At 62.7% G+C, this 22,742-nt stretch carries 21 protein-coding genes; 10 read left to right on the top strand and 11 right to left on the bottom strand.

Annotation, left to right across the window (positions count from 1 at the left end):
• Positions 1 to 10: 10 nt before the first annotated feature.
• The 3 genes from MU848_RS16450 to MU848_RS16440 are packed head-to-tail and all read right to left on the bottom strand — an operon-like array spanning position 11 to position 3,866.
• The gene (locus tag MU848_RS16450) at positions 11 to 1,429 is read right to left on the bottom strand and encodes a pectate lyase (protein ID WP_247234245.1); all 1,419 of its coding nucleotides are present in this window, start codon (positions 1,427 to 1,429) and stop codon (positions 11 to 13) included.
• Positions 1,423 to 2,679: a glycosyltransferase family 4 protein gene (locus tag MU848_RS16445; RefSeq protein WP_201515195.1), complete on the bottom strand. Its 1,257-nt coding sequence runs from the start codon at positions 2,677 to 2,679 to the stop codon at positions 1,423 to 1,425. The genes MU848_RS16450 and MU848_RS16445 overlap by 7 nt, the downstream gene beginning before the upstream one ends.
• Entirely contained in the window at positions 2,679 to 3,866 is a 1,188-nt protein-coding gene (locus tag MU848_RS16440; RefSeq protein WP_247234243.1) for a glycosyltransferase, read from the bottom strand. Before MU848_RS16440 ends, MU848_RS16445 begins: the two co-directional genes overlap by 1 nt.
• A 262-nt stretch (positions 3,867 to 4,128) precedes the next feature.
• Here MU848_RS16440 and asnB point away from each other — a divergent pair, with 262 nt between their 5' ends.
• The 4 genes from asnB (at position 4,129) to MU848_RS16420 (ending at position 10,384) form a co-directional block, all read left to right on the top strand.
• On the top strand, positions 4,129 to 6,078 hold the full coding sequence (gene asnB, locus MU848_RS16435; RefSeq protein ID WP_247234241.1) for an asparagine synthase (glutamine-hydrolyzing): 1,950 nt from the start codon (positions 4,129 to 4,131) through the stop codon (positions 6,076 to 6,078).
• A 124-nt stretch (positions 6,079 to 6,202) separates the two neighbouring features.
• Positions 6,203 to 7,357, top strand: a complete 1,155-nt coding sequence (locus MU848_RS16430) for a glycosyltransferase family 4 protein (protein WP_247234239.1) — start codon at positions 6,203 to 6,205, stop codon at positions 7,355 to 7,357.
• A gap of 281 nt (positions 7,358 to 7,638) precedes the next feature.
• On the top strand, positions 7,639 to 8,832 hold the full coding sequence (locus MU848_RS16425; protein ID WP_201515191.1) for a calcium-binding protein: 1,194 nt from the start codon (positions 7,639 to 7,641) through the stop codon (positions 8,830 to 8,832).
• A gap of 202 nt (positions 8,833 to 9,034) precedes the next feature.
• Positions 9,035 to 10,384 (top strand): lipopolysaccharide biosynthesis protein, encoded by a 1,350-nt coding sequence (locus MU848_RS16420; RefSeq protein ID WP_247234237.1) that lies wholly within the window; start codon positions 9,035 to 9,037, stop codon positions 10,382 to 10,384.
• Here MU848_RS16420 and MU848_RS16415 read toward each other — a convergent pair.
• The 6 genes from MU848_RS16415 to MU848_RS16390 are packed head-to-tail and all read right to left on the bottom strand — an operon-like array spanning position 10,381 to position 15,445.
• A complete protein-coding gene (locus MU848_RS16415; RefSeq protein ID WP_247234235.1) occupies positions 10,381 to 11,061 on the bottom strand; it encodes an HAD family hydrolase in 681 nt (226 codons plus the stop codon). The genes MU848_RS16420 and MU848_RS16415 overlap by 4 nt on opposite strands.
• Positions 11,045 to 12,085, bottom strand: a complete 1,041-nt coding sequence (locus MU848_RS16410) for an ATP-grasp domain-containing protein (RefSeq protein ID WP_247234233.1) — start codon at positions 12,083 to 12,085, stop codon at positions 11,045 to 11,047. Before MU848_RS16410 ends, MU848_RS16415 begins: the two co-directional genes overlap by 17 nt.
• 1 nt (position 12,086) lies before the next feature.
• A complete protein-coding gene (locus MU848_RS16405; RefSeq protein ID WP_247234231.1) occupies positions 12,087 to 12,764 on the bottom strand; it encodes a PIG-L deacetylase family protein in 678 nt (225 codons plus the stop codon).
• Positions 12,765 to 12,766: 2 nt separating this feature from the next.
• Positions 12,767 to 13,687 carry a methionyl-tRNA formyltransferase gene (locus MU848_RS16400; RefSeq protein ID WP_247234229.1) on the bottom strand — a complete coding sequence of 307 codons (921 nt, stop codon included), beginning with the start codon at positions 13,685 to 13,687 and terminating at the stop codon, positions 12,767 to 12,769.
• Positions 13,659 to 14,261 (bottom strand): sugar transferase, encoded by a 603-nt coding sequence (locus tag MU848_RS16395; protein ID WP_247234227.1) that lies wholly within the window; start codon positions 14,259 to 14,261, stop codon positions 13,659 to 13,661. The genes MU848_RS16400 and MU848_RS16395 overlap by 29 nt, the downstream gene beginning before the upstream one ends.
• Positions 14,261 to 15,445, bottom strand: a complete 1,185-nt coding sequence (locus MU848_RS16390) for a glycosyltransferase family 4 protein (protein WP_247234225.1) — start codon at positions 15,443 to 15,445, stop codon at positions 14,261 to 14,263. The genes MU848_RS16395 and MU848_RS16390 overlap by 1 nt, the downstream gene beginning before the upstream one ends.
• 258 nt (positions 15,446 to 15,703) lie before the next feature.
• On the opposite strand from MU848_RS16390, the gene MU848_RS16385 reads away from it, so the two are divergent.
• The 4 genes from MU848_RS16385 to MU848_RS16370 all read left to right on the top strand — a co-directional run bounded on the left by MU848_RS16385 (position 15,704) and on the right by MU848_RS16370 (position 19,018).
• Positions 15,704 to 16,567 (top strand): sulfotransferase family protein, encoded by an 864-nt coding sequence (locus MU848_RS16385; RefSeq protein WP_097090787.1) that lies wholly within the window; start codon positions 15,704 to 15,706, stop codon positions 16,565 to 16,567.
• Between the two features lie 187 nt (positions 16,568 to 16,754).
• Positions 16,755 to 18,071 (top strand): FkbM family methyltransferase, encoded by a 1,317-nt coding sequence (locus tag MU848_RS16380; protein WP_247234223.1) that lies wholly within the window; start codon positions 16,755 to 16,757, stop codon positions 18,069 to 18,071.
• Positions 18,072 to 18,182: 111 nt separating this feature from the next.
• Complete coding sequence (locus MU848_RS16375; RefSeq protein WP_247234221.1) at positions 18,183 to 18,398, top strand: hypothetical protein; 216 nt, start codon at positions 18,183 to 18,185, stop codon at positions 18,396 to 18,398.
• The gene (locus tag MU848_RS16370; RefSeq protein WP_247234219.1) at positions 18,395 to 19,018 is read left to right on the top strand and encodes a DUF4142 domain-containing protein; all 624 of its coding nucleotides are present in this window, start codon (positions 18,395 to 18,397) and stop codon (positions 19,016 to 19,018) included. The genes MU848_RS16375 and MU848_RS16370 overlap by 4 nt, the downstream gene beginning before the upstream one ends.
• 20 nt (positions 19,019 to 19,038) lie before the next feature.
• Here the strand turns inward: MU848_RS16370 and MU848_RS16365 are convergent, their stop codons facing one another.
• A complete protein-coding gene (locus MU848_RS16365) occupies positions 19,039 to 20,157 on the bottom strand; it encodes an AI-2E family transporter (protein WP_097090791.1) in 1,119 nt (372 codons plus the stop codon).
• A gap of 181 nt (positions 20,158 to 20,338) precedes the next feature.
• Between MU848_RS16365 and MU848_RS16360 the strand changes: the two genes are divergently transcribed.
• A complete protein-coding gene (locus MU848_RS16360) occupies positions 20,339 to 20,776 on the top strand; it encodes an acyl-CoA thioesterase (protein WP_097090792.1) in 438 nt (145 codons plus the stop codon).
• A 294-nt stretch (positions 20,777 to 21,070) separates the two neighbouring features.
• Here MU848_RS16360 and MU848_RS16355 read toward each other — a convergent pair whose 3' ends face one another.
• Positions 21,071 to 21,457, bottom strand: coding sequence for a DUF983 domain-containing protein (locus tag MU848_RS16355; protein WP_247234217.1), 387 nt, complete (start codon positions 21,455 to 21,457; stop codon positions 21,071 to 21,073).
• Between the two features lie 94 nt (positions 21,458 to 21,551).
• Between MU848_RS16355 and pabB the strand changes: the two genes are divergently transcribed.
• Positions 21,552 to 22,733 carry an aminodeoxychorismate synthase component I gene (gene pabB / locus MU848_RS16350; protein WP_201531045.1) on the top strand — a complete coding sequence of 394 codons (1,182 nt, stop codon included), beginning with the start codon at positions 21,552 to 21,554 and terminating at the stop codon, positions 22,731 to 22,733.
• The last annotated feature ends 9 nt before the right edge of the window (positions 22,734 to 22,742 follow it).

Here is a 22,742-nt window from a genome sequence, read left to right as displayed (position 1 = left end):
GGCAGAAGCGTCAGCGGATCTGCCGACCGGCCATGACCTCGCGATGGGCGAAATCGAGAAATTCGTCCAGGTTCAGCCATTTATCATGATCGGCATCCTGCCAAGCGTCGTTTTTCCTGGGATCCATGCCGTTGACCCGTTCCCAACTGTCCGCCATTCCGTCCTCGTCCAGGTCGGCATAGGGCATGCCCGGCGCGATCGCCGGTAAGGGGCGAGGGCCCGCCTGCATTGCAGGATCCTGCAGGATCGTGCCCTTGCGCTCGCGCACTTCGGACACGGTCCGCAGGTCCAATGCGTCGCGCGGAAAAGCCCCCGCGCCTCCCAAGGCCTGGGCATAGGCCTCATCAGCTGAGATCACCCGGACGCTCAAAGGACATGCCGGGCGCTTCACCAGGGCGATGTCGACATCCTTGGTGTTGAGCCGCGAAACACGGTCCAGCTTGTTACCCTCCAGGAAGACCTGAGATATACCCGGATTGTCATAAACCACGCGATCCACCGCAGCGATATCGTCCCTGCTATTGGGTCCTCTTTTGTAATAATTGCCAACGAGATTGACCGCTGAACCTCCAAAGCTCTCATGAACTTCGGTGAATTGGGATTGCGCATTGTAAAGAAGGTTGTTGACTATCTCTATACAGGAGCCGGGCATGAAATTCACGTCCGGATTACGGTCACCATTATGCGCGCAAATATTGCGGATGAAGCTGATCTTCTGTGGCTTTTCCGGATGAGAGGCGAGCAGTGCGCATTTGTCGTGCTTGGGAATGCCCTGGGTGAAGATCGAATTGGAAATGGTGATATTGTCGTTGAAGAGGAAGCCGGTCATGATCTGGTCCTGGGCCCAGGCGCCGCTGACATGATCGAATATCACATTGCGGCTGTTCTCGAAGGTGAAAGAACCATTGCTGCCGCGATGAACACCATTGAGGTCGGTACGAACACGAATGTGGCGGATGACAACATCATGGGTGTCCTTGGCCACAATAGGGGTAAAGCCGTCCTCTCCGCCGCCATGGGTGATGATTACTCCGCCCCCAGGCGCAGTCTGCCCTGCGATTGTGATGAATGGATTGCGGATCGTTGGGCGCTGGGTGGTGAAGCGGATCACGCCGCTTACCCGGAAAATGCAGGTTCGCGGTCCCTTGGCATCTATGCATTCGCGCAGGGACCCGGGGCCATGGTCCGCCAACGTCGTCACGGGCATGATCCTGCCGCCGCGTCCGCCGCGCGAACGGCGGCCGAAGCCCTCGGCTCCCGGAAAGGCTTCCGCGCCCGCCACTTCGGGCAGTACCGATGACCCATTCACATCGCTGTCAGCGCCTTGTCCGGTCTGAAGGCTGAACAAGTCGGGCGGCGCGACGAATGGCGTGATCAGCAAGGTGGCAATGCTGACGCCCAGAACCGCGGTCGCATTCTGGCTTACCACGACTTGTGCTTTCCCTGGCGTTCGTCCGCAAGCAGCGACCGGTAGATCGCGCTGATCTCGGTCACATGGCGATCAACCCCATATCGCTCGACGGCCTGGGCCGCTGCCGTCGCCGCTATCCTTGCAGCCTGCTCCGGCGAATCCAGCAGAGAGATGAGAGTCGACGCCATGGCATCAGGATCGTCGACCTTGGCGAGCAGCCCGTTCACTCCATCCTCGATCGCTTCCAGATTGCCGCCGGATGCAGCCGCCACGACTGGCGTGCGCAGCAACATGGCTTCGATCAAGGTTCTGCCGAAGGGTTCACCGACTGCCGTCACCGCATGAATGTCGCATCCCGCCATGAACCTTTCCGAAGGATAGCGAAAGCCCATCAAGCGCACCTGGGCGGCGACGCCTTGCGCTTCGATCCGCTGGCGCAATCGGGCTTCGATCCCATCGATCAGGGGAGAGCCGAACATGAGCCCTACCACGGGCAGATCGGGCCGCATCCTTGCAACGCATGCCATCATGTCGATGAACATGTCTGGCCGCTTGCTTCCCACCAGATTGCCGAAAAAGCCGATGAGCCGTGTCGCCGGGTCGAGCCCCAGTTCCGATGTCAGGCGATGATGCGCTTCTGCCCTGTCGATCGGTTCGCAGTGCGTATCGAACGGGCTATACACCACCGCCGTCTCCCGCGCGGCTGCGGTGATGCGGCGTACCTCGGACAGGGCGAAAGCCGACACGCCGACGATCCGGTTGGCGGCGAACGGCGCGATATACCGCACGCCTCGCGCCTTGGATGTTCCGCGATGGTGCCAGAGCAGCTTTGCCCCGGCGAGGCGCGCGGGCAGCGCCCAGGAAATATGCATCGGACCTTCATTGGTATGAACGATCCTGACGTCGTGGGACTTGAGGAAGCGGCATAGGCTCCATTGGTCCGTCAGGGCGCTCATGAGCGCACGCCCCCCTTCAAGTGGCGGCACACCCGAAGACTTGCCCAGGAAGCGGCGGGGCAGGGTGATGAATTCGAGCCCTTCCTTCCGGAGCAGTTCGGCGCATTGCCCCGCGCCATGATGCAGCACTATCAGCGGCGTGAATTGTGTCCGGTCGAGGCGCTGGATGAGCTTGAGCGTCGAGATATGGCTACCGCCCACCACGCCTCCGGCAAAGGGGAAGCAGATGCGGGCCGGACCAGCGCAGATATCGCGCGGTGCGGGTCTGGCGTCGGACGGGCTGGCGCTGAAGGCTGGCAGAACCTGATCCATCACATCACCTGCGCCGGGCCGATACCGGCCTGAAACAAATTTCGAGGGGTGCCGGCGCCGCCTGCGCTCCGGTAGAGATCGCTGTACATCCCGGCGATCCTGCTCATGGAAAATCTCTCCTTCACGCGAGCGCGCGCAGCGGCGCCGAGTTGACGGCGCCCGTCCGGCCCCATCCTGTCCAGGGTGACGATGCGGTCCGCCAGAGCCGCCGCATCGCGCGGGGGAACGATGATGCCGGTATCGCCCAGCACCCATCCGCTGTCGCCCACATCCGTCGCGATGCAGGCTATGCCGCAAGCCATCGCCTCGCCCAGAATGTTGGGAAAGCCTTCGCCCCATGCCGATGGAAGGACGAGGAGATCGAGGCCCTGTAACAGTTCCGCGAGTGAGCCATCATGGCCGCGCAGTGTCACGCGATCGGAAGGGAGCGCCTCCAGCAGCTCCGCCAGCCGCCCCGTCGGCCGATCCATCCCTTCGCCCGTCAGGATGAGGTGGGCATCGACACCCGACTGCCTGGCAATCAGCACTGCCTCCGCCAGGTTGGCGGCGTCCTTCATCGGATGATTGCGCGCCGCCATCCCGATGATCAGCGATCCGGGATCAATGCCGAGTTTGGCGGCGAGTTGCTCGCGCGCGCCTTCGCGAGGGCGGAAGAGATCGGGGTCGAAGCCGTTCGGGATCACCATTGCATGGCGCGCGTGGAAACCGAGCCGTTGATGCTGTCCGGCGGCGGCATGCGAATTGTAGATGATCGAGTGGGGCAGGTGGGATAGCAGGGCTGCCGTCCGCACGACCGCTCGCAGCGCGGGCTTTTCCTGACGGATATCGTCGATGCTATGGCGCACGTTCCAGATCAGGGGGATTTTTCGGGGCATCAGCCCGTTGGCCAGCGTGGCGGCGATGTGCGCGTGGTACATCCACGCCATGATCAGGTCGGGCTGTACCTGGCGGACGACCGCGCGCAGGCGGAACAGGCTGGGCAGCAGGGCGAGCGGGCCGGTCAGGCCGCAATCATGAACGGGCGTGCCGCTGGCCCTGATACGATCCGCGCCAGCGCCGGGCGGCATCAGTGACGCGACCGATGACTGGACGGCAAAGCCATGCATGCGCTCATGCTCGACCAGTTTGGCGAGCATGGTTTCCGCGCCCCCCACGTTCAGGGCGGTAATGACGTGGAGGACTTTCATACTTTCTCCCGCACCGGATAGTGTAGAAAAATCTACAATTTAGCGCTGGGGCAGAAAGTGGGCTCTTGGATATGAGGCCTGCCAATCGGGATTAGCCCGAAGTTGGCGGGCGTTCCACGATAATCGAGATGTTCCAAGGGGGTATATCCGGAAGGGCCGTGGATTCGGCTTTGCTGCGCCTTCATTGTGCCGGACGAATGATAACCAGTCGCGACGGACGTGCGCGCTGCTGACACCCGGACCTGAGGGAGATGCAAACAGCATGTGTGGCTTGATCGGCGGCTGGAGCCGCCAGCATTTCTCCCTCCTCAAAAACAGCCTGCCTGTCATGAACGACGCCATAAGGCATCGCGGCCCCGATGACGGGGGAAGCTGGCATGATGACGAAGCGGGCATCGCGATGGCGCATCGTCGGCTTGCCGTTGTCGACCTGTCGGCTGCGGGACATCAGCCGATGCAGTCGGCAGGCGGGCGCTGGGTGATCGTGTATAATGGCGAGATCTACAATCATGCCGACATCCGCCGGGAACTGGAGCGGGAAGGCCTTGCGCCCCAATGGCGGGGGCATTCCGATACGGAGACGCTGCTCGCCGCAGTCGAGGCCTGGGGGCTCGACAAGGCGCTGAGGCAGAGCACAGGCATGTTCGCTTTCGCTCTTTGGGATCGGGCGGAGCGATGCCTCTACCTGGCGCGCGACCGGTTCGGCGAGAAGCCGCTCTATCATGGGTGGCACAAGGGCGTTTTCCTGTTCGGGTCGGAGCTGAAGGCGCTGCGGCGCCTGCCCGGCTTCAACGCCCCGCTGAACCGGCGCGCGCTCGCGCTTTATTTGCGTCACAATGCCATTCCCGCGCCTTTCAGCGTCTATGAGGGCATCGGCAAGCTGCTGCCCGGCCATTGGCTCAAGATCAGCATGCAGGATCTGGAGAGGGGCGTGACGCCCGATCCGCAGCCCTATTGGCTCGCCGCCGACGCAGTCGCCCGCCAGCGCCAGATGCCGTTCGCCGGGGACGAAGCGGACGCCACCGATGCGCTCGAAGACCTGCTGCGCGGCGCGATCGGGCGGCAGATGGTTGCAGATGTCCCATTGGGCGCATTCCTGTCCGGTGGGGTCGATTCCTCCGTCATCGTTTCGTTGATGCAGGCTCAATCGTCGCAGCCCGTCCGGACCTTCTCGATCGGATTCCACGAGGCGGACTATAATGAGGCGGAACATGCCGCTGCGGTCGCCCGGCATTTGGGCACCGATCACACCGAACTCATGGTGTCTCCGGCCGACGCCATGGCCGTCATCCCCGATCTGCCCGCTATCTATGATGAGCCCTTTGCCGATCCTTCGCAAATTCCCACCACGCTGGTGACGCGGCTGGCGAGGCAGCAGGTTACCGTCGCCATGTCGGGCGACGGGGGTGATGAGCTATTCGGCGGCTATGCCCGCTATTTCATGGCTGCAGGGCTGTGGCGGCACACGGCGCGCATCCCCCGTATGGTGCGGCGCATGGCTGGCCAATTGGTGCAATCGGTTCCTGAACAGCAATGGGATCGGCTCTATGCCTTTGCCGAACCGCTGATGCCCGCGCACAAGCGATGGGCGCATCCCGGGGACAAGCTTCACAAGGGCGCGAACGTCATCGCAGCGCCCGACCAGAAAAGCTTCTGCCGCGAAATGACCAGCCTGTGGTCTCCATCGGATCTGATGGAAGGCATAGACGAGCCGCTGGAGTACGGCCCGCCCCGCGATGTCCCATCGGGCAACCTGATTGAATATCAGATGCTGGAGGATACTTGTCACTATATGTCCGACGATATTCTGGTGAAGGTCGACCGGGCAGCCATGGCTTGCAGCCTCGAAACGCGGGCGCCTTTTCTCGATCATCGCCTGTTCGAATTTGCCTGGACCCTTCCCTACAACTTCAAGGTACGGGGCGGCGTCGGCAAATATCTCCTTCGGCAGCTGCTTTACCGCCATGTTCCAAAGCAGCTGATCGACCGGCCGAAAATGGGCTTTGCCGTTCCGCTGGATGACTGGTTGCGGGGGCCCCTGCGTGAATGGGCGGGCGACCTGCTCGACCCTGCTCGATTGGCCGAAGAAGGATATTTCAATCCGAAGGTGGTGGACCGAAAATGGCGGGAGCATCAGTCGGGCGTCCGCAACTGGCACCATCATCTCTGGGGCATCCTGATGTTCCAGGCATGGCGGGACGCGGTGGACTAATCATTCGCGTGAAGAGCTTCGTCCGATATTCGCCGGAATGGCAATCCCGCGTTGGCCCCCGTCCATCGGGATATCATCCCCAATCGACATGGAATCTCGGCTGTGACGGCCCCACTGTGACCGCATGACAAAACCGGTTCACGGCAAGCCGCATATCGCCTTCGTCCTGCCTGCGCTCCGTGCGGGCGGATCGGAACATATCGTCAGCCTGCTCTGCAATCATTTCAGCCGGTCAGGCTGGTCGGTCAGCCTCTTTGCCTTCGAAGAACCGGGGACGCCGCCCTATTATGCCCATGATCCAGCGGTCAGCGTCATTCAGCTGGGTCATCCCGTCGGCCGCATGCCGGTGCTGCGATCCGCCCTTGCCGTGTTCGGTCGTATCGCCGCTCTCCGGCGGGCGCTGGCGGGCAGCCGCCCGGATCTCGTCATCAGCTTCCTCACCCGGACCAACGTCGTCAGCGTGCTTGCCGCCAGGCCGCTCGGCATCCCCGTCATCGTGTCGGAGCGCAACAATCCCGCCCTGCAATATCCTGGGGCGCTCTGGTCGGCCTTGCGCCGCTATGCCTATGCCCGCGCCCATGGGCTGGTGACGATGACGGAAGGCGCGATGCGCTATTTCCCCAAGGTCATGCGCCAGCGCCAGTGGGTCATCCCCAATCCCACCTATGCTCCGGTCCATCTCGATGGGTTGCGGCCAAATGGCAGGCGGATCGTCGCGGTCGGCCGCCTCGTACCGCAAAAGGGCTTCGACCTGTTGCTCGACGCCTTCGCCAGAGCTGCGCCGCATATCGCGGATTGGTCGCTTACCATCTGGGGGGAAGGCCCCGAACGCGCCCGGCTGGAAGCGCAAAGGAATGCGCTTGGCCTACAGGGCCGCGTAACATTGCCGGGCGTCACGCAGGAACATGGCGCATGGCTTCGCGATGCCGACATCTTCGTCCTTTCCTCCCGCTTCGAAGGCTGGGGCATCGTCGTCGGCGAAGCCATGGCGGCAGGCGTCCCGGTCATATCATTCGATTGCCGCTGGGGTCCTGGGGAGATGATTTCGGACGGCATCAGCGGCCTCCTCGTTCCCGACGGCGATATTGCCGCTCTTGGCGCTGCCATTGCGGCACTTTCCGCCGACCCGGATCAAAGGCAGCGCCTTTCTGAAGGCGCCCGGATCGCAGCCCAGCGCTTCACCATCGATCGCATCCTTGCTCAATGGGAACGGACCGCTCAGCAGGCGATCGCGCCGCGAGAAGCCGCCATCGGGACGATCAAGGCCGCCGCTATTTGAACGGAGCAGCCTGTTTTTGCCACATCTAGACGATGCTGTTCGGTTCCACTCGCAGGACAATTGGCTTCGGGGTAATCATAACCTCCAAGCGGAAGTGCTTGCTCTCAAAAGCATAATGTCAGCATCTTTGTTGATCCTGTGCCAACACTTGCCCCGCACATTGAGAACAATCCGCCTCCTGTGGGCATTTCAATCATACATTCATTTATATTAGCTACACCGCAAGTTAGATCAGCCTGGCGTCACTTGACAGCCGCCGGGCTTTTTGCGGGAGCGGGGAAATGGCGAAATTTACCGGTACGATTGGCAACGACCTCATCAGGGGAACGATCCTTGCCGACTTCATGTATGGCGGGGCGGGCCATGATCAATTGTGGGGCGGATCGGGCGACGACTATATCGAGGGGAATGACGGGAACGACGTGATCCACGGTGAAGCGGGTCTCGACTTCCTCAAGGGGGGATTGGGCGACGACCAGATCTGGGGAGAGGATGGCGACGACTTGATCGACGGCGGGGCGGGCAATGACCGTATCTACGGCGGCTCCGGCAAGAACACGATTGAAGGCGGCGACGGCAACGACCGGATCGAAACCGCCGATGGCCACGATCATATTCTGGGCGATGGCGGCAATGATACCATCTACAGCGGTGCTGGCCGCGATTATATCGACGCGGGGCCGGGCGACGATATCATCTATGCGGGCGCCGGCGATGATGGCTTCGCGAACGAGATCGATCCCGGCACTGGCCTGATGACGACCCAGGCCGTTTCCGGCGGAGCAGGCAATGACTGGATCTACGGGGAAGATGGCAACGACAAGCTGAAGGGCCAGTCGGGCGACGACCATGTCTATGGCGGGAACGGCGATGACAGGGTCGATGGCGGCGACGGCAACAACTATCTGTCCGGCGGGATCGGCAACGATATTCTCGACTCCGAAAATGGCATCGACCAGCTTTACGGTGGTGATGGTCGCGACAGTCTGGAAGCGGGCGCTGGCAACGATTTCCTCGACGGTGGCAGAGATGCGGATTCCATGAGCGGGGAGGCTGGCGACGACATCATGTATGGCGGCGATGGCGACGATATGATGATGGGCGGCGACGGCGCCGACCAGCTGCATGGCGATGCCGGGTTCGACAAGCTGATCGGCGACGCGGGCGCGGACAGGCTCTGGGGTGGCGCTGGCAATGACTGGTTCGTCTTCAAGGGCGCAGGAGCGTTGGGCGGCGGTGACCGTGTCGAGGATTTTCAGGACGGCATCGACCGTATCGTGCTCGAAAAGCTTGGCGTCACGAAATATGCGGCAGGCGGCGGGCTCGGAACTGTCTTCGCGCGCGACGGGGCGGGGGGTAACGTCTTCCTGGATGTCGTTACATCGACAGGGGCAAAGTTCAGCATCGACATCGCCGATCCTACGGCATCGCTGAGCGCCGCCAACTTCACGGCTGCGGATTTTCTTCTCGTCTAAGGCTGGTCGACAGTCTCTTCTTGTTGAACGGGATGGCGCCGCCTGCGGGGCAGCGCCATCCCGTTCCTTCTTTTCCAGCACAGGCTATTTAGGATTAAGACGACAGAGAAGCTGCGTCTTGCGTGCTTCAGCCCCATGCTAAGGCCGTGAAAACACGATCTAAGGTGGGCTGCCGATGAATGCCGGCGGAGTTCGATTAAGAATGAACCTGTCCTCGGTATCCCTGCGCGATGTCCTGGCTCATCGGCGCGTAAGGGCTGTTTTCCATCTTCTCACCGGAACGGCGGCGACGCTGGCGCTGACGCTTCTGTCCATCGCTTTGGTCGCCCGGCTTTTGACGCCAGCCCCCTATGGCGTCTTCGCCATGATCCTGACGCTCGGGCAGGCGTGCGAACGGCTGTTGAGCTTTCAATCTTGGCAACCGCTGATCCGCAGCGGCGCGACGATTGATCTTCAGAGGGACGAAGCCTCCTATTTCGCGTTGCTCAAATTCGGATGGCTCCTCGATATCGGCGGCAGCGTGGCGGCCTGGGCCATCGCGAGCGCATTGACGATCGCCGGACATTTCCTGTTCGGCATTTCGCTCGAGCATGTCGGCTATACACTGCTGTTCGTCACGTCGCTGCTGTTCAACTTCAATGGCGTGTCTACTGCGATCTTCAGGCTGGCGGGCCAATATCGGGCCGTCGCCCACATCCAGGTTGTGAATGCCCTCATCCGCCTCCTCTGCGTGGCGGGGGCCTATCTGGCCGGTGCGGGCATGGTTCATATCATCATCATATGGACGATCACCCAGATATTGGGATCGCTGCTCAATTTCGCCTGGGCGATGCGCCTGTTACCCAAGCCTGGGTTCCGGCAGCTGCTGAAGGCAAGCACCAAGGGTATCAACAGCCGTTTTCCCGACATCTGGCGCTTTGCGCTCGGTTCCAACATCTCGCTCACCCTCTGGTCGAGTGCTCAGGCAGTAGACACGCTGATCGTCGGATGGCTCGCCGATCCAGCCAGCGCAGGCCTCTTCCACATTGCCAAGCGCATCAGCCGCGTCGTCATGCAGGTCGGTGCGCAAGTGCAGGCCGTCGTCTATCCCGACCTCAGCCGCCTCGTCGCGGCGGGCAAGCGTCATGCCTTCGTTCGGGTGCTGCTTCAGACCGAAATGCTGCTCGCCGCCTTTGGCGTCTGCTGTTTCATAGGCATGTTGCTGGTCGGCGGACCGTTGATGCGGATCGCTGTCGGGCCTCACTTCGCCGGGGCCGTGCCATTGCTTACCGTCCAGATCCTGGCGGTGACGCTTACCATGAGCGGGTCGGCAAGCCGTGCAGGGCTGCTGGCGCTGGGCGACCAGCGCGCACTTCTGAAAACGACCATGGCGTGTACGCTCGCCTTCTACTGTGCCGTATTTCCGCTGGTCCCGCTGATCGGAGCAATGGGGGCGAATATCGCGCATCTGCTGTTCGGCGTGATCTGGCTCGGGGGCCTGGCCTTTTATCTGCGTCGCGCGATCAGCGCGGCTCGATGGGCGGACGCGAGCGAGAAGAGCGTAGAGCGTTAGAGCTCTTCCAGCGTCTCGATGAACCGGTCGGCTTTCACGCCCTCATGCGAGGCGAAGTGATGGATGCGTTCCGGCCGGGCAATCTGCACCGTCCGCCATCCGCGCTCTCGCGGCGCGGTGAAATCCTTGGACGGGTTATCCGCGACATAGGTCAGCGAAGCCCCGGAACATCCGAACAATTGTTCGACATGTTCAAAGGCGCGCGGGTTCGGCTTCCAGCACTCTCGTCCCCATCGGTCGGTGCAGATGCCCAGATGGATGCCGCGCCCATAAAGGCCGAGAGCCCTGATCTTGCGCCGCTGCGCGTCGAGAAAGCCGTCCGTGATCACCGCAAAGCCTGTCCTCTCGTCCCGGGCGGCAAGGAAATGGTCTGCATCCGGTGCCAGGCGGATATCCGGCCGGTGCTGGCGGTATGTTCCCAGCATGCGCGCGATCAGGGTGGGCGAGGGCGTCAGCCCCATCTCCTTCAAGCTTTCGTCGAAGATATGGGTGCGGAATCCCGCTTCGAACCGGGCCCGCATCATCTCGCCAAGGCCGTCGATCCCCAGCGCATTGCGGGCCCATCGGCCCACGGCCCCGAGCCCGCTCAGCACATAGTCGCGCTCCAGATAGAGGGTGTCATCCAGATCGAAGACGATGACGCGATCGAACCGAGTGGCTTCAGACGAAAACGGCATCATCGAAACGCAACATCATGACGTTGTCCTGCCAGCCATCATGGGCCGTGAGTGGCAGTCCCAGCCGTTCCTCAAGCAACCACTGCGCGAAGCGCGCGCCTGCCCGGTGCGCCAGCGGATAGCCGCCGCCAAAGCGTGCGTTGATCTCGAATATCGAGGCACACCCGGCCGCATCCATCCTGAGCTGGAAGCACAGCGCCCCCCGCGCGCCCTGAAGCGCTGCGCCCGATCGCCATGCAAGCTCTCCGATGATGGCGTTGCGGACGGTCACGCCCTTCTCAACCTCGCCAGCCCGCACCCGCAGTCGCTCATGCGGAACCGCGCACTGCATCCGTCCCTCCCCATCGAAGTAGAGGCTGACGGTGAACTCCCGCCCGTCGAGAAATTGCTGCAGGATATAGGGCTCGCTGTCGTCCAGCGCGGCCACTTCCTCGCGATCATAGACCATGCCGATGCCCCGGCTCGAACTGCCATGCCGCGGCTTGGCGAGCAGCGGCAGCGGCAAGTCCGCCGAGCCCGCCAGATAATCCTCAGCCGCGATCGTCGCGGGGGATGGCAAGCCTGCACCCGTCAGGAACTGCGCCGTCGCCAGCTTGTCCCGCGCCATCTCCACCACCGCCGCGTCGGAGACCGCGACATGGCAGTTGATCGCGGCGAACTGGTCGCGTGCGTGCGCATAAGCGATCAACTCGGTATCGATCGTCGGCACGATCAGCTCGATCTGCTCACGTCTGCATATATCCAGCATCGCCGGGATGAACCCTTCGCTCTCCGCAGGCGGCGCGGCAAAGCTTCTGTCGGCCTCGACGCAGGCAGGGCTCCAATCCGGCTTCAGGTCCGAAGCGAACATCATGAGGTCTATGCCGAGCGCTGCCCCCGCTTCGCGAAAGCTCCGCATCAGCCCGACCCGCCGCCCGGCGGAGCTCAGCATCATGCGCAGCGACCGGCCGCTGCGTTCTGCTCCTTCCCAATCCGTGCCCAAGCTTGCCGATGCTCCTCCATGGCGAGTCGCGGGTGCGTCCATGTCAGGCTACCTCTCTTATCAGGACAAAGGCTTCGGCGGCCCGTCGGCTGACGCAACTGCCCCGCACCTGCGCCAATGCGCGCAGGGTTTCGAAGGATCGTTCATTGGGAAAAGCACGGACCTGCGACTCAAAGCAGCCGAAGGCTTCGATCTTCCGCTCGAGATGCTCGCTGATGTCGACAAAGACATGCGGCTGAAAGGCAGGCGTCAGATAGGGCGCCGCCCAATTGGTTTCCGATACCGTTTCATAAGCCAGGATGCGCGCGGGATAATGCGTTCCCACCGGACGCGCCGCGACCATCGCCGCTTCAAATATCAGGCCGTGGTCAAAATGCAGATCGGCGGGGAAGGGGACGAACAGCGTGTCGGGGCGGCTTTCCGCCACGAGGGCGGCGATGCCCTCGTTCAACGCCGCGCGGGGAACGCGATCCAGCGCCGCCGCTTCGAAATCCAGCATGTGCGTCCGCGCGACGCCCAGCACCGCATGGGCCCTCTTGGCCTCGGCCTGCACCCGCTCCACCTGCGCCGCATCGAAGCGCGGCGGCTTGCCCCGTGTGGCGACGACCACCTCGACATGGCGGCCCATCGCGGCAAGCCGCGCGATCGTGCCGCCGCAGCCGAGCACTTCGTCGTCGGGATGAGGGGCGATCACCATCGCGCGCTGAATGGTCTCGATCATCGTCATGCCGCCTTTGCCCGCCCCAATATGGCGTGGTTGGGCAGGGGCGCTTCCCGCGCGGTCTGCCAGCGCAGCACATGCAATCCCTGATCATCCCCGCAGCGCACGATGAAGCCAGTGTCCAGTCGCTCCACGATCTGCCCCGGCATGGCGGCGGCATGATGGCGCAGCGGCACCAGCGCCGCCTCTTCGATAACGATCTTCTCGGCCGCATAGCTCGTCCATGCGCCCGGATAGGGATGACCGCAGGCCCTGACGCTACGCCAGATGGCCGATCCCGGCGCTGACCAGTCGATCAGCGCATCTTCGGGCCGCCTGCGCGCGGCATAAGTGGCGCATCGTTCATCCTGGATCGTGAGCGTCGGCGATCCGCTTGCAATATCCTCCAGCACGGGCGGCAGCATCGCCTCCAGCGCGGCCATATGCTTGGCGTAGAGCGTGGCCGCGGTCTCGTCGGGCGCCAGATGGAAATAGCGCTGGCCAAGCAGCGGCCCGCTATCGACGCCCGCGTCGATCAGGAACAACGACGAGGCGGAAATCGGTTCATCCAGCAGGATCGTCCAAGGGATGACGGCCCGTCCCCGAAGACGCGGCAGCGGCGCGGGGTGATAGCCGACCACGCCTCTTTTCGCGGTGGCCCGGAATTCTTCGCCGCAAATCTGCGACCAACCGATGACGAAGATGTAATCGGGCGCAAGATCGCGGATCGCCTGCAACGCGGCGTCGGAATTGATATTGGCGGTGCGCACCATGCGCGCGCCCGCCTTTTCTGCCTCTCCCGTAAGATCGACGAAATCCGAATGACGGTGGGACAGATCCGATGGCAGCGTGAAGACCGCTGCCAGATCCCATTGCCGGGATGCGCCCAGGCAAGTCACCGCGATCCGCGTACTTTCAACCGCGCCGACGACTATGGCCTTCATGCGCCCTCCTGATCGATGACGGGTTGAAGCGTTCGCCGCATATGGCCACGCCGGCTGTGCGAATGAGGATCATGACGTCGAGCCGCAAAGAGCGGTTCGCGATATACCAGAGGTCCAGCGCGAACTTGTCCTGCTCGCCGAGCAAGGCGTTGCCGTTGACCTGCGCCCAACCCGTGAGGCCAGGGGTGACTTCGCACCGTCGCCGCCCAGCTTCTCCGGCTTCCTCTATGGTCGCGGGCAGCAAGGGGCGGGGCCCGATCAGGCTCATGGCGCCGGTCAGGATATTCCAAAGCTGCGGCAATTCGTCCATGCGCGAACGGCGGAGAAAGCGGCCAAGCCGCGTGGTCCGCATCCTGTCGGGCAGCAAATGCCCTCGCGCATCGCGCGCGTCGGTCATCGTCCGGAACTTGATGAGTTCGAACCGCCGTCTTCCCTTCGTGACGCGGACCTGCCGGAACAGCACAGGATCGCCATCGGTCAGCTTTATGGCGGTGGCGATGACAGCCATGACGGGCAGTGCCAGCGGCAGGGCGGCGGCCGCCACCAGCATGTCGATCAGGCGCCTGACGGCCATCAGGATTCCCCGGCGAGCATCGGCGCGCTGGCCCTCGCCCTACGGGGCTGCTCGGCAGGGGGCTTGTTCATCTCCATTGTCGAAAGCAGCAGTGCATTCACCATCTCGACCGAATAACGCTCTTCGACCGTCTCGCGCGCGGCCGAGCCCAGTCTGCCTGCCAGATCGGGCTGGGCGCATATCCGCATCATTGCATCGGCGAGGGCGCCTGCATCGCGCGGTGCGACGGTGAAGCCGTTCAGCCGCTGCCTGATCGGCTCCCGGCATCCTGGCATGTCGGTCGTGATTACGCCGCGCCCCACCGCCATCGCTTCCAATATCGTGCGCGGCAAGCCCTCCCGATACCAGCTCGGCAGCACGAAGATGCTGGCTTGCTCCAGATAGGGGCGGACGTCGCGCGTTTCGCCCAGATATTCTATGACGCCTTCGTTCTGCCATTGCGCGACCGTTTCCCGCGAAACAGCGGCCGGATTTTCATCGAGCGGCCCCAGCAATTGCAGCCGCGCATCCGGGAAGCGCGCCCGCACGATCCTGGCCGCCTCGACATATTCGATCAGACCCTTGTTCCGCAGCAGCCGGGCGATCATCAGGAAGACGGGCGGCCCCGGCGGCACGGGAGCCTGTGCATAATGCGAAAGATCGACGCCCGACCCTGGCACCTGGATCACCCGGTTCGTCCCGCGCAGTATCTTGTGCCGCATCATCTCGCCGCGGTCGTCGCTGTTGAAGACGAACACCGCTTTCGACTTGGCCAGGGCCTGCCGGTAGAGGATCGAAACGATGCGGCGCACATAGGGCAGCAGGCGCGATTCGCCATCGCTGAAGACATGGCCAAGGCCGCTCACCATGGCGTAGAAGCGGATCGACGGGAAAAACCGGCTCGCGATGCCGCCATAGATGATCGGCTTTTGGGTATAGGCAAGCACCGCGTCCGGCCGGTTGTCCCGGAAGCAGCGGATCAGCCATGTCAACGTACCCAGATCGGCGAACGGGTTCATGCCCGCGCGCGCCATCGGCATGGGCAGATAGGTTGCGCCCATTGCCGCCAGCTTTTCCTCTATTTCAGGATCGCGGCCCGGTGCGCAGACGACGACCTCATGTCCGTTCCCGATCATCGCGGCGATCAGCCGTCCACGGAAGTTGATCAGCGAATAGGCGAGGCTGGCGATAACGATGATTTTCATGCGGTCCCGCATTAGCTCCCGAACGGCCGCGCTCCAGGCGGCGACGGCAGGCCTAACCATAGGATAAAGCTGCCAGAATGCGCCGCACCATTTCGCCACCTATACTTGAGGCCAGCTGGCCCGGCTCCACCCATCCTTTCGGGTGAGAAAAAGGGATCGGGAGCCGATTTCTGCCCAAAGGGATAGGGGACGCTAACCCTATTCGGATCGTACCGATGCTCTACTGCCTCGCGCCTGCAACCCGCCTATCTCAAGGTCATGACTGATCGACAGCCAAGCTTCGTCGTGATCGGCGCCATGAAGGGTGCAACCACATGGATCGCCCATCAGCTCCGCAATCACCCCCAATTATGGCTCCCCGGGGCGGAACCGCATTATTTCAGTTCGGAATATGATCGTGGCCCGGCATGGTATGCCTCGCTCTTCGACGCTGCTCCGGCGGACCGGATCATCGGGGAAAAGTCGGCGGATTATCTGGCACATCCATTAGCGGCGGAGCGCATGGCTGCCATGATCCCCAGCGCACGGCTGATCGTTCAGCTGCGCGACCCCGTGCAGCGGGCTTACTCCGACTATTGCATGTTGTTCCGCCGTGGCTGGGTCAGTGGCGATCCGGCGAAATATCTGAAGGGCGCCAATCCCGAACAATCCCGCTTTTTGTCGGGCGGCCTTTACGGCGCGCATCTGCGCCGCTTCCTGCAACATTACCAGCGCGATCAGATTCAGGTGATCCTCTACGAATCGGTGCGGGAGATGCCGGAGCAGGTCATAGCCGACGTGTGCACCCACATCGGCGTGCCGGTGCATATCGCACCCGAAGAGGTTGCCAGCCGGAAGAATGACAGCGCCAGCCCCATGTTGCCGCTGCCACTGCGCCGTGTCTTGCAGCCGATGCGCCCGATGCTCGATCCGCTTCGGGCCAACCGTCATTTGGCAAAACTGCGCGCGTCGCTGGCAGCGCCCGTGCGCTACCCGCCCTTGACCGACGAACTGCAGCAGATGCTCCGGGACTTTTACCGGGACGATATCCTGCTCCTGCAGGACATTCTTCAAATGGACTTGCGCCATTGGATGGCTGGGCGGCAGCCGTCGAAGGGCCCGCATGCCATGGCCGCGAGATGAGGCAGGCCGTGCAGGATATGACGGACGGAATAGTCCGGAAAAGTGTGCTGCTGGAGAATGACCTTGCCGTAACGTGTAACCGAAGTTGAAATGAGGTGCGCTGATGCCGGGTTTCAGGGTGGGCCGCCCTTGGCTGTTGAACCTCTATGTTCATCGGCTGCCACACTTCCGGGGGAAGTGGCGGCTTTTGTCGTTTTTTGCTGAGCTGCTGAACGGCACTCCGGTCCGGTCGAGCTACGGCGATGTTTGCCTGGCCTTCGATGGGCGGGATCGCACCCATCTGCTCGGCGTGACCGGACGCTACGGCGTGCGTGTGTCCAATGAGGTGGAACGTCTTCGACCGGGCGACTGCTTCATCGACGTGGGGGCCAATTGCGGTATCTTCACCCTGCTGGCGGCCAAGCGCGTGGGTCCGGACGGGCTCGTCGTCGCCTTCGAACCCTGTTTTTCCACCTTTGCCAAATTGGTGCGGAACATCGGGCTGAACGCCTTTGGCAATGTGCTGCCGCTCAACATGGCTCTGGCCGATCTCACCCGCCCTGACCTGCTCGACAATAGCGCCGTTGGCCATTCCGGCCGTTTCTCCATCGCGCATGAGCCGGTCGAAGCGGCCGAACGGGTCATGACATTGGCAATCAGCGACTTTCCGGGGCTGATGAAGCTGATCGGCGATCGATCCATCACCGTGAAGATCGATGTGGAGGGATTTGAATATGCCGTGCTGCAGGGATTGCAGCCGATCCTGGCCCTGCCGCAAACCTGCGGCGCGATCGTCGAGGTCGACGATCACAACCTCGGCCGCTACGGCAATGAAGCAAGCGATGTCTTCGGCCTGCTCGAGCGTCACGGCTTTACCCGCATCAACCCCGGCGACGGGGGCGGGCATTTCGATGCGGTATTCCGTCGCCCGAACGCGGTTGCATCGAAGCCCGGAGCTTCTGTGACGCCGCCATCATCGCGCCAGCCCGTTGCCGCGCCCAAACGCCGATTTAGCGCAAGCCGACTGGCGCGCGCTGCCGCTATCATGCTGGTCATTGGTGGCGGCTGGTTTTTCGTTGGAAAGGGCTTGCCGGTCGAGCGGGTCGAGGCGGAAGAATATTTCATACAGGAAGCTTTGCAGTCCCATGAAGTCGCGGAAATGCGGGCGGCCCTGCGCCGTTCACCGCCGACGGTGTTCAACGTCGGTGAAGTGGGATCATCCGCTCGGATCGCGTTGCCCGTGCTGCCTCATGGATGGCGCGTCACCGATGTGCAGCTTTTTCCCTCCGACAGCGGCCCCAGCCTCCAGATGACGATCAGCGACAAGGCCAGCCGTCCCGTCTCTCTCTTCGCCGTCCGAGACGATGATGTCGCGCCCGCCAAACCGGCGGTGCTGACCCGCGACGGCAAGACGGTCGCCTATTGGCAGGAGGGGGAACTGGCCTATGCCCTTGTTGCCCAGAAAAGGCAGCCGGCGGAACTCGACCGCCTGGCCGAAGACATTGCCGACAATGTCACCTCTTGAAGGTGGCGCGGGAGCCAAAAGCAGCGGCGCGCTAATGTAGGTTGGCGCTGCCCCTGCGACCTGTCATGCCGGGTCGACGTTCTTGCTGTTCCCTATTTTCTGGAGAGCAGCATGTCGTTTCGTCACGATCATTTGCCCTTTTCCCTGACTATATGCGCCGGGCTTTTCCTGTCCGCATGCAGCCCCGCCGCCCAGAATGAGAGCGGCCGCGTACCCGGCGGCACGGACCAGCAGGACGCGATCAACGCGGCGAACGATAGCGGCGCTTCGAACACTATGCCGGGCATCGGCGCGCCGGGCACGGGCGGGCAGGGGACGCAGCCATGATCCGCCCCGCATCGCTGTTGCTGGGGAGCGCGGCCCTTCTCCTCCTTGCCGCCTGCGACCAGACGAGCGGCGTCGCCGGAGACACCCAAGTCGCCAATGGCTCCGCCACCGTCGCCAAACAGTATGAGGGGCCTAAGCCCGAAGGGGTCTCCAGCCCCAATGACGCGGTGACCACCACCTTCTACATCCCACAAGCCGCGATCAGCGACATGTATGAGATCGAGGCCAGCGAAATGGCCCTCGTTCGCGCGAAGGCGCCGGAGGTGAAGGCCTTCGCCAGGATGATGATCGACGATCACAAGAAGACGAGCGCCGCGCTCAAGCAGTTCGTCGCCGATAATCCGGTCAATATCGCGATACCTGCCCATATGGATGCGCGCCGCCAGGCGATGCTGTCGAACCTGAAGGGCGCAAGCGACGCCGAGTTCGATGCCCAATATGTGGGCCAGCAATCCGCCGCGCATCAGGAAGCGTTCAACCTGCAGAGCAGCTACGCCAACCGCGGCGACTATCCCGCGCTCAAAAAACTGGCCCAATCGACCGTCAAACTGATCGAGCATCATCGCGAGCAGGTCACCGCTCTCGACAAGAAGTTCGGCACCGCTGCCGGAGCACCCTGACGGGAAACAGCGCGGTCCTTTCAGAACTCGGGCGTGACGGGCCGCGCCTCTTCCTGCGTCAGTGGTCCTTCAAGGCCGTTCCCGGTCCGCATCCGCGTGACGATGTTCCATGTCGCGATGAACAGCGCCGCGATCACCGGACCGATCACGATGCCGTTGAATCCGAACATGTCGATGCCGCCCAAGGTGGTGATCAGCACCACATAGTCCGGGATGCGCGTATCCCGCCCGACCAATATCGGCCGCAACAGATTATCAACCAGGCCGATGACGAACAGGCCGCAGGCGACGAGGATGATTGCCTTCGCCACGGCGCCGGTCGCCAGCAGGTATAGCGCGACCGGCACCCAGACGAGCCCCGTGCCCACCGCCGGGATCAGCGAGAAACAGCCCATCAGCACGCCCCACAGCAGCGGCCCCTGTATGCCCAGCATCCAGAACACGATACCGCCGATCATGCCCTGGACGATGGCCACGACGACGCTGCCCTTGATCGTCGCGCGAATGACGATCACGAATTGCTCCATCAACGCCCGCCTGTGCGTGGTGCGCAGCGGTGCCGCCCGATCGAGCCGCGCCGCCAGCGCGGACCCGTCACGCAACAGGAAGAAGGTGAGGTAAAGCGAGACGCTCAAGGCCACGAAAAAGCTGAACGCACTCTGCCCGATCTGGAAGACCTGAGCCGCGACGGACTGAAAGCTGTTGGCGATTCCTTCGCCCAACATGGTTCGCACGGTCGCGAAATTGGTGATGCCGACCCGCTCCAGCAGTGCCGATGCCCAGTCGGGCAGGCTGGCCTGAAACGCATTGAACATCGCGGGAATGTTGATCTGCCCGGACTGCACCTTGGCGTAGAAGAGCGTTGCTTCCTGCACCAGCGCCACGCCAAGGACGATCGCCGGCAGGATGACGACCGCGACGATCAGCAACAGGGTAAGACTGGCGGCGCTGTTCGGGCGACCCGGCATCTGCCGCAACAGGTTCTGGTTGATCGGCGCGAACAATATGGCCGCGATCACGCCCCACAGGATCGCCGCGAAAAATGGTTCGATCACCAGGGCGAACGCCACCGACACCAGCAGCACGAAGCCCAGGAAAACGCCATCTTCGATACGAACATTCTGCGGCTGGTCGATCATTCACCGGCTTTGGCAGAAATGGGGGGCAAAAGTCCATCGCTGGGCCGCGCGAGCCTCTGTTGCGCCGCCACAAACATCGGCTGTGTCAAAAAGGTCGCAGTGACGCCAATTTTGTCCAGGCGATTGAATCCGCGCCCATGAAGCTTAAGAGCCTTAAAGGACAACCATCGGAAAGCAGGACATGGCAAAACCCGAATCCTGGCGGCTGAGCCCGGAAGCATACAGCTTCATCACCAGCATGGACACGCGCTTCCAGGATATCGACACGATGGGCCACATCAACAATGTGGCTATCTCGGGTATCTTCGAAACCGCCCGCATCCGCTTCCACCATCATCTCGGCCGCCATCCGCAGGAGCAGGGCGTCCGCTGGCTGGTCGCCGCCGTGTCGCTGAACTTCGTCGAAGAATCGCACTTCCCTTATCCGTTCGAAGTCCATTGCGGCATCGGCCATATCGGCCGCACCAGCTGGACCGTCAGCTCCGCCGCATTCCAGAAGGGCGTCTGCGTCGCCACCTGCGACACCACCGTCGTCACCCATGGCTCCGAAGGCCGCCGCATCATCGACGCCAGCCTGCGCGAAGCCATGGAACGCAACTTCCTGCGCAAGCCCGACTGATCGGATTCTCGCCGACTCAGCGCAACCGGACCTCAACAGATAGCCGTCACCCCAGCGCAGGCTGGGGTCTCGTGATGCCAGGCCGCGCGTTCCCACCGTTCGCCCTGAGCCTGTCGAAGGGCTCTCTTCCTCTTAGAAGAAAAGGGCTTCGACAAGCTCAGCCCGAACGGGACTGGGATTTCCACATAAATAGGCGAGATGGTGAAGAGTGGAGGCCCGGATGGGTCCTGCTCCAACACAGGAATCCCGCATCTCCGCGTGAACAAACCAGCCCGGAACCCGGCGGGCGCTGATTTAACCAGCAAACCCATCCATCCGCCGCGCCCATTGAAACGCGATCACCGCTCCCTTGACCGGTTGGATCATTACTCCTGCCAGCACCATCGCCAGCCCCGGCCACAGCAGCGCCTGCATTCCCAGCGGAATGGCGAGCGCGCTATTCACCTCAATCATCAATGGCACCAATATGTGCCCCAGCAGCAGGATCACGATATAGGCCGGAAAGTCATCGGCCTGCGACACATTCCACGGCTGCCCGCACGCACTGCACGCCGCACTCGGCTTCAGGAACCGCGCGAACATCGCGCCTACGCCACAGGCAGGACAGCGCCCCTTCAGCCCCGACAGCACTGCGGATCTGAGCGGCCTCGCCGCCACATCGGTAGAAGGATGATCGCTCATGCACCGTCCCTATGGCTGACGGCCGGTCCACGCAACAAGGCTTTAAACATCCGCCACCCTTCCTCCCGGCCAAAAGGCTGTTAAGACGGCGCGGATGCGATTGCCGGGTTCTTCCGAAGCCTTTGTCCTGTTCGACGATGCGCGAGAGCGCAATCCCGCGCCTGCGCGCCTCTATCGCGACCCTGTGGAAGTCATTTGCGCGAACAGCCTAGAGGAAGTGCAGCCTGCGCTTGATCGCCTTGCAGAAGCGGCGGAACTGGGCATGCACGCGGCAGGCTATATGAGCTATGAGGCCGGCCTTGTCTTGGAGGACCGGCTGCTTGCCCTGGCTGCTGGGCAAGGGGATCGCAAACCGGGCATGCCGCTGCTCTGGTTCGGCCTGTTCGAAGGTCACCGCTTGATCGACCCGGCACTGATGCCGCACCTGCTTCCCGATCCTGCCACCGCCACGGTCGAAGCGCCCCGTCCCCTGCTGGACGAGAAGACCTACCACGCTGCCTTCGCCCGGGTTCAGGATTATATCCGCGCAGGCGACATCTATCAGGCCAATCTGACTTTCCCTTGCTCCACCCGCTTCACCGGCGACATCATGGCGCTTTACGCTGCTATCCGCCCGCGCCAGCGCGCCGGCTATGGCGGTATCATCCGCACCGGCGCGCATAATATCCTCTCCTTTTCGCCCGAACTCTTCTTCACCAATGTGCGCGGGCAGCTGACCGCGCGGCCCATGAAGGGCACCGCCCGCCGCGCGGTCGATCCGTTGGCCGACGCGGCGCTGGCGCGCGAATTGGAGCAGGATGCCAAGCAGCGCGCCGAAAATCTCATGATCGTCGACTTGCTACGCAATGATCTGTCCCGCGTGTCGCGCGCGGGCACGGTGACGGTGCCCGACCTCTTTCATGTCGAAACCTATCCGACCGTCCACCAGATGGTCTCGACCATCCGCGCCCGGATGCTGCCCGGCCTGTCACCGATCGACATATTGCGCGTCCTCTTCCCGTGCGGGTCGATCACCGGGGCGCCCAAGGTGCGGGCGATGGAGATCATTGACGCGGTGGAGGCCTATCCCCGCGACATCTACACAGGCACCATGGGCTGGATCGATCCCAATGGAGATGCCGCCTTCAATGTTGCCATTCGCACGATTTGGGTTGAAGAAGGCAGCAGGGAAGGGCGCCTGGGATTGGGTTCGGGCATCGTCGCGGACTCGGATGCGGTATCCGAGTGGGCGGAATGTCTGGCCAAGGGGCGCTTCCTCACGACCGCAGCACAATAGGGGGCTTGA

Origin of the sequence: Sphingobium agri, from assembly GCF_023051225.1 — a bacterium.
GTDB classification, from domain to species: Bacteria; Pseudomonadota; Alphaproteobacteria; order Sphingomonadales; family Sphingomonadaceae; genus Sphingobium; species Sphingobium agri.
Note: the sequence above shows the minus strand (reverse complement) of the source record. Positions and strands in the feature narration are given on the sequence as shown.

What these genes read in the sequence shown, in the direction of transcription:
- MU848_RS16405 (WP_247234231.1), bottom strand. Translation starts at nt 12,764, where the DNA reads ATGATCGAGACCATTCAGCGCGCGATGGTGATCGCCCCTCATCCCGAC.
- MU848_RS16390 (WP_247234225.1), bottom strand. Translation starts at nt 15,445, where the DNA reads ATGAAAATCATCGTTATCGCCAGCCTCGCCTATTCGCTGATCAACTTC.
- MU848_RS16440 (WP_247234243.1), bottom strand. Translation starts at nt 3,866, where the DNA reads ATGAAAGTCCTCCACGTCATTACCGCCCTGAACGTGGGGGGCGCGGAA.
- MU848_RS16415 (WP_247234235.1), bottom strand. Translation starts at nt 11,061, where the DNA reads ATGCCGTTTTCGTCTGAAGCCACTCGGTTCGATCGCGTCATCGTCTTC.
- MU848_RS16400 (WP_247234229.1), bottom strand. Translation starts at nt 13,687, where the DNA reads ATGAAGGCCATAGTCGTCGGCGCGGTTGAAAGTACGCGGATCGCGGTG.
- MU848_RS16370 (WP_247234219.1), top strand. Translation starts at nt 18,395, where the DNA reads ATGATCCGCCCCGCATCGCTGTTGCTGGGGAGCGCGGCCCTTCTCCTC.
- MU848_RS16395 (WP_247234227.1), bottom strand. Translation starts at nt 14,261, where the DNA reads ATGGCCGTCAGGCGCCTGATCGACATGCTGGTGGCGGCCGCCGCCCTG.
- MU848_RS16410 (WP_247234233.1), bottom strand. Translation starts at nt 12,085, where the DNA reads ATGGACGCACCCGCGACTCGCCATGGAGGAGCATCGGCAAGCTTGGGC.
- MU848_RS16445 (WP_201515195.1), bottom strand. Translation starts at nt 2,679, where the DNA reads ATGGATCAGGTTCTGCCAGCCTTCAGCGCCAGCCCGTCCGACGCCAGA.
- MU848_RS16355 (WP_247234217.1), bottom strand. Translation starts at nt 21,457, where the DNA reads ATGAGCGATCATCCTTCTACCGATGTGGCGGCGAGGCCGCTCAGATCC.
- MU848_RS16420 (WP_247234237.1), top strand. Translation starts at nt 9,035, where the DNA reads ATGAACCTGTCCTCGGTATCCCTGCGCGATGTCCTGGCTCATCGGCGC.
- MU848_RS16375 (WP_247234221.1), top strand. Translation starts at nt 18,183, where the DNA reads ATGTCGTTTCGTCACGATCATTTGCCCTTTTCCCTGACTATATGCGCC.
- asnB (WP_247234241.1), top strand. Translation starts at nt 4,129, where the DNA reads ATGTGTGGCTTGATCGGCGGCTGGAGCCGCCAGCATTTCTCCCTCCTC.
- MU848_RS16430 (WP_247234239.1), top strand. Translation starts at nt 6,203, where the DNA reads ATGACAAAACCGGTTCACGGCAAGCCGCATATCGCCTTCGTCCTGCCT.
- MU848_RS16385 (WP_097090787.1), top strand. Translation starts at nt 15,704, where the DNA reads ATGACTGATCGACAGCCAAGCTTCGTCGTGATCGGCGCCATGAAGGGT.
- MU848_RS16425 (WP_201515191.1), top strand. Translation starts at nt 7,639, where the DNA reads ATGGCGAAATTTACCGGTACGATTGGCAACGACCTCATCAGGGGAACG.
- pabB (WP_201531045.1), top strand. Translation starts at nt 21,552, where the DNA reads ATGCGATTGCCGGGTTCTTCCGAAGCCTTTGTCCTGTTCGACGATGCG.
- MU848_RS16360 (WP_097090792.1), top strand. Translation starts at nt 20,339, where the DNA reads ATGGCAAAACCCGAATCCTGGCGGCTGAGCCCGGAAGCATACAGCTTC.
- MU848_RS16365 (WP_097090791.1), bottom strand. Translation starts at nt 20,157, where the DNA reads ATGATCGACCAGCCGCAGAATGTTCGTATCGAAGATGGCGTTTTCCTG.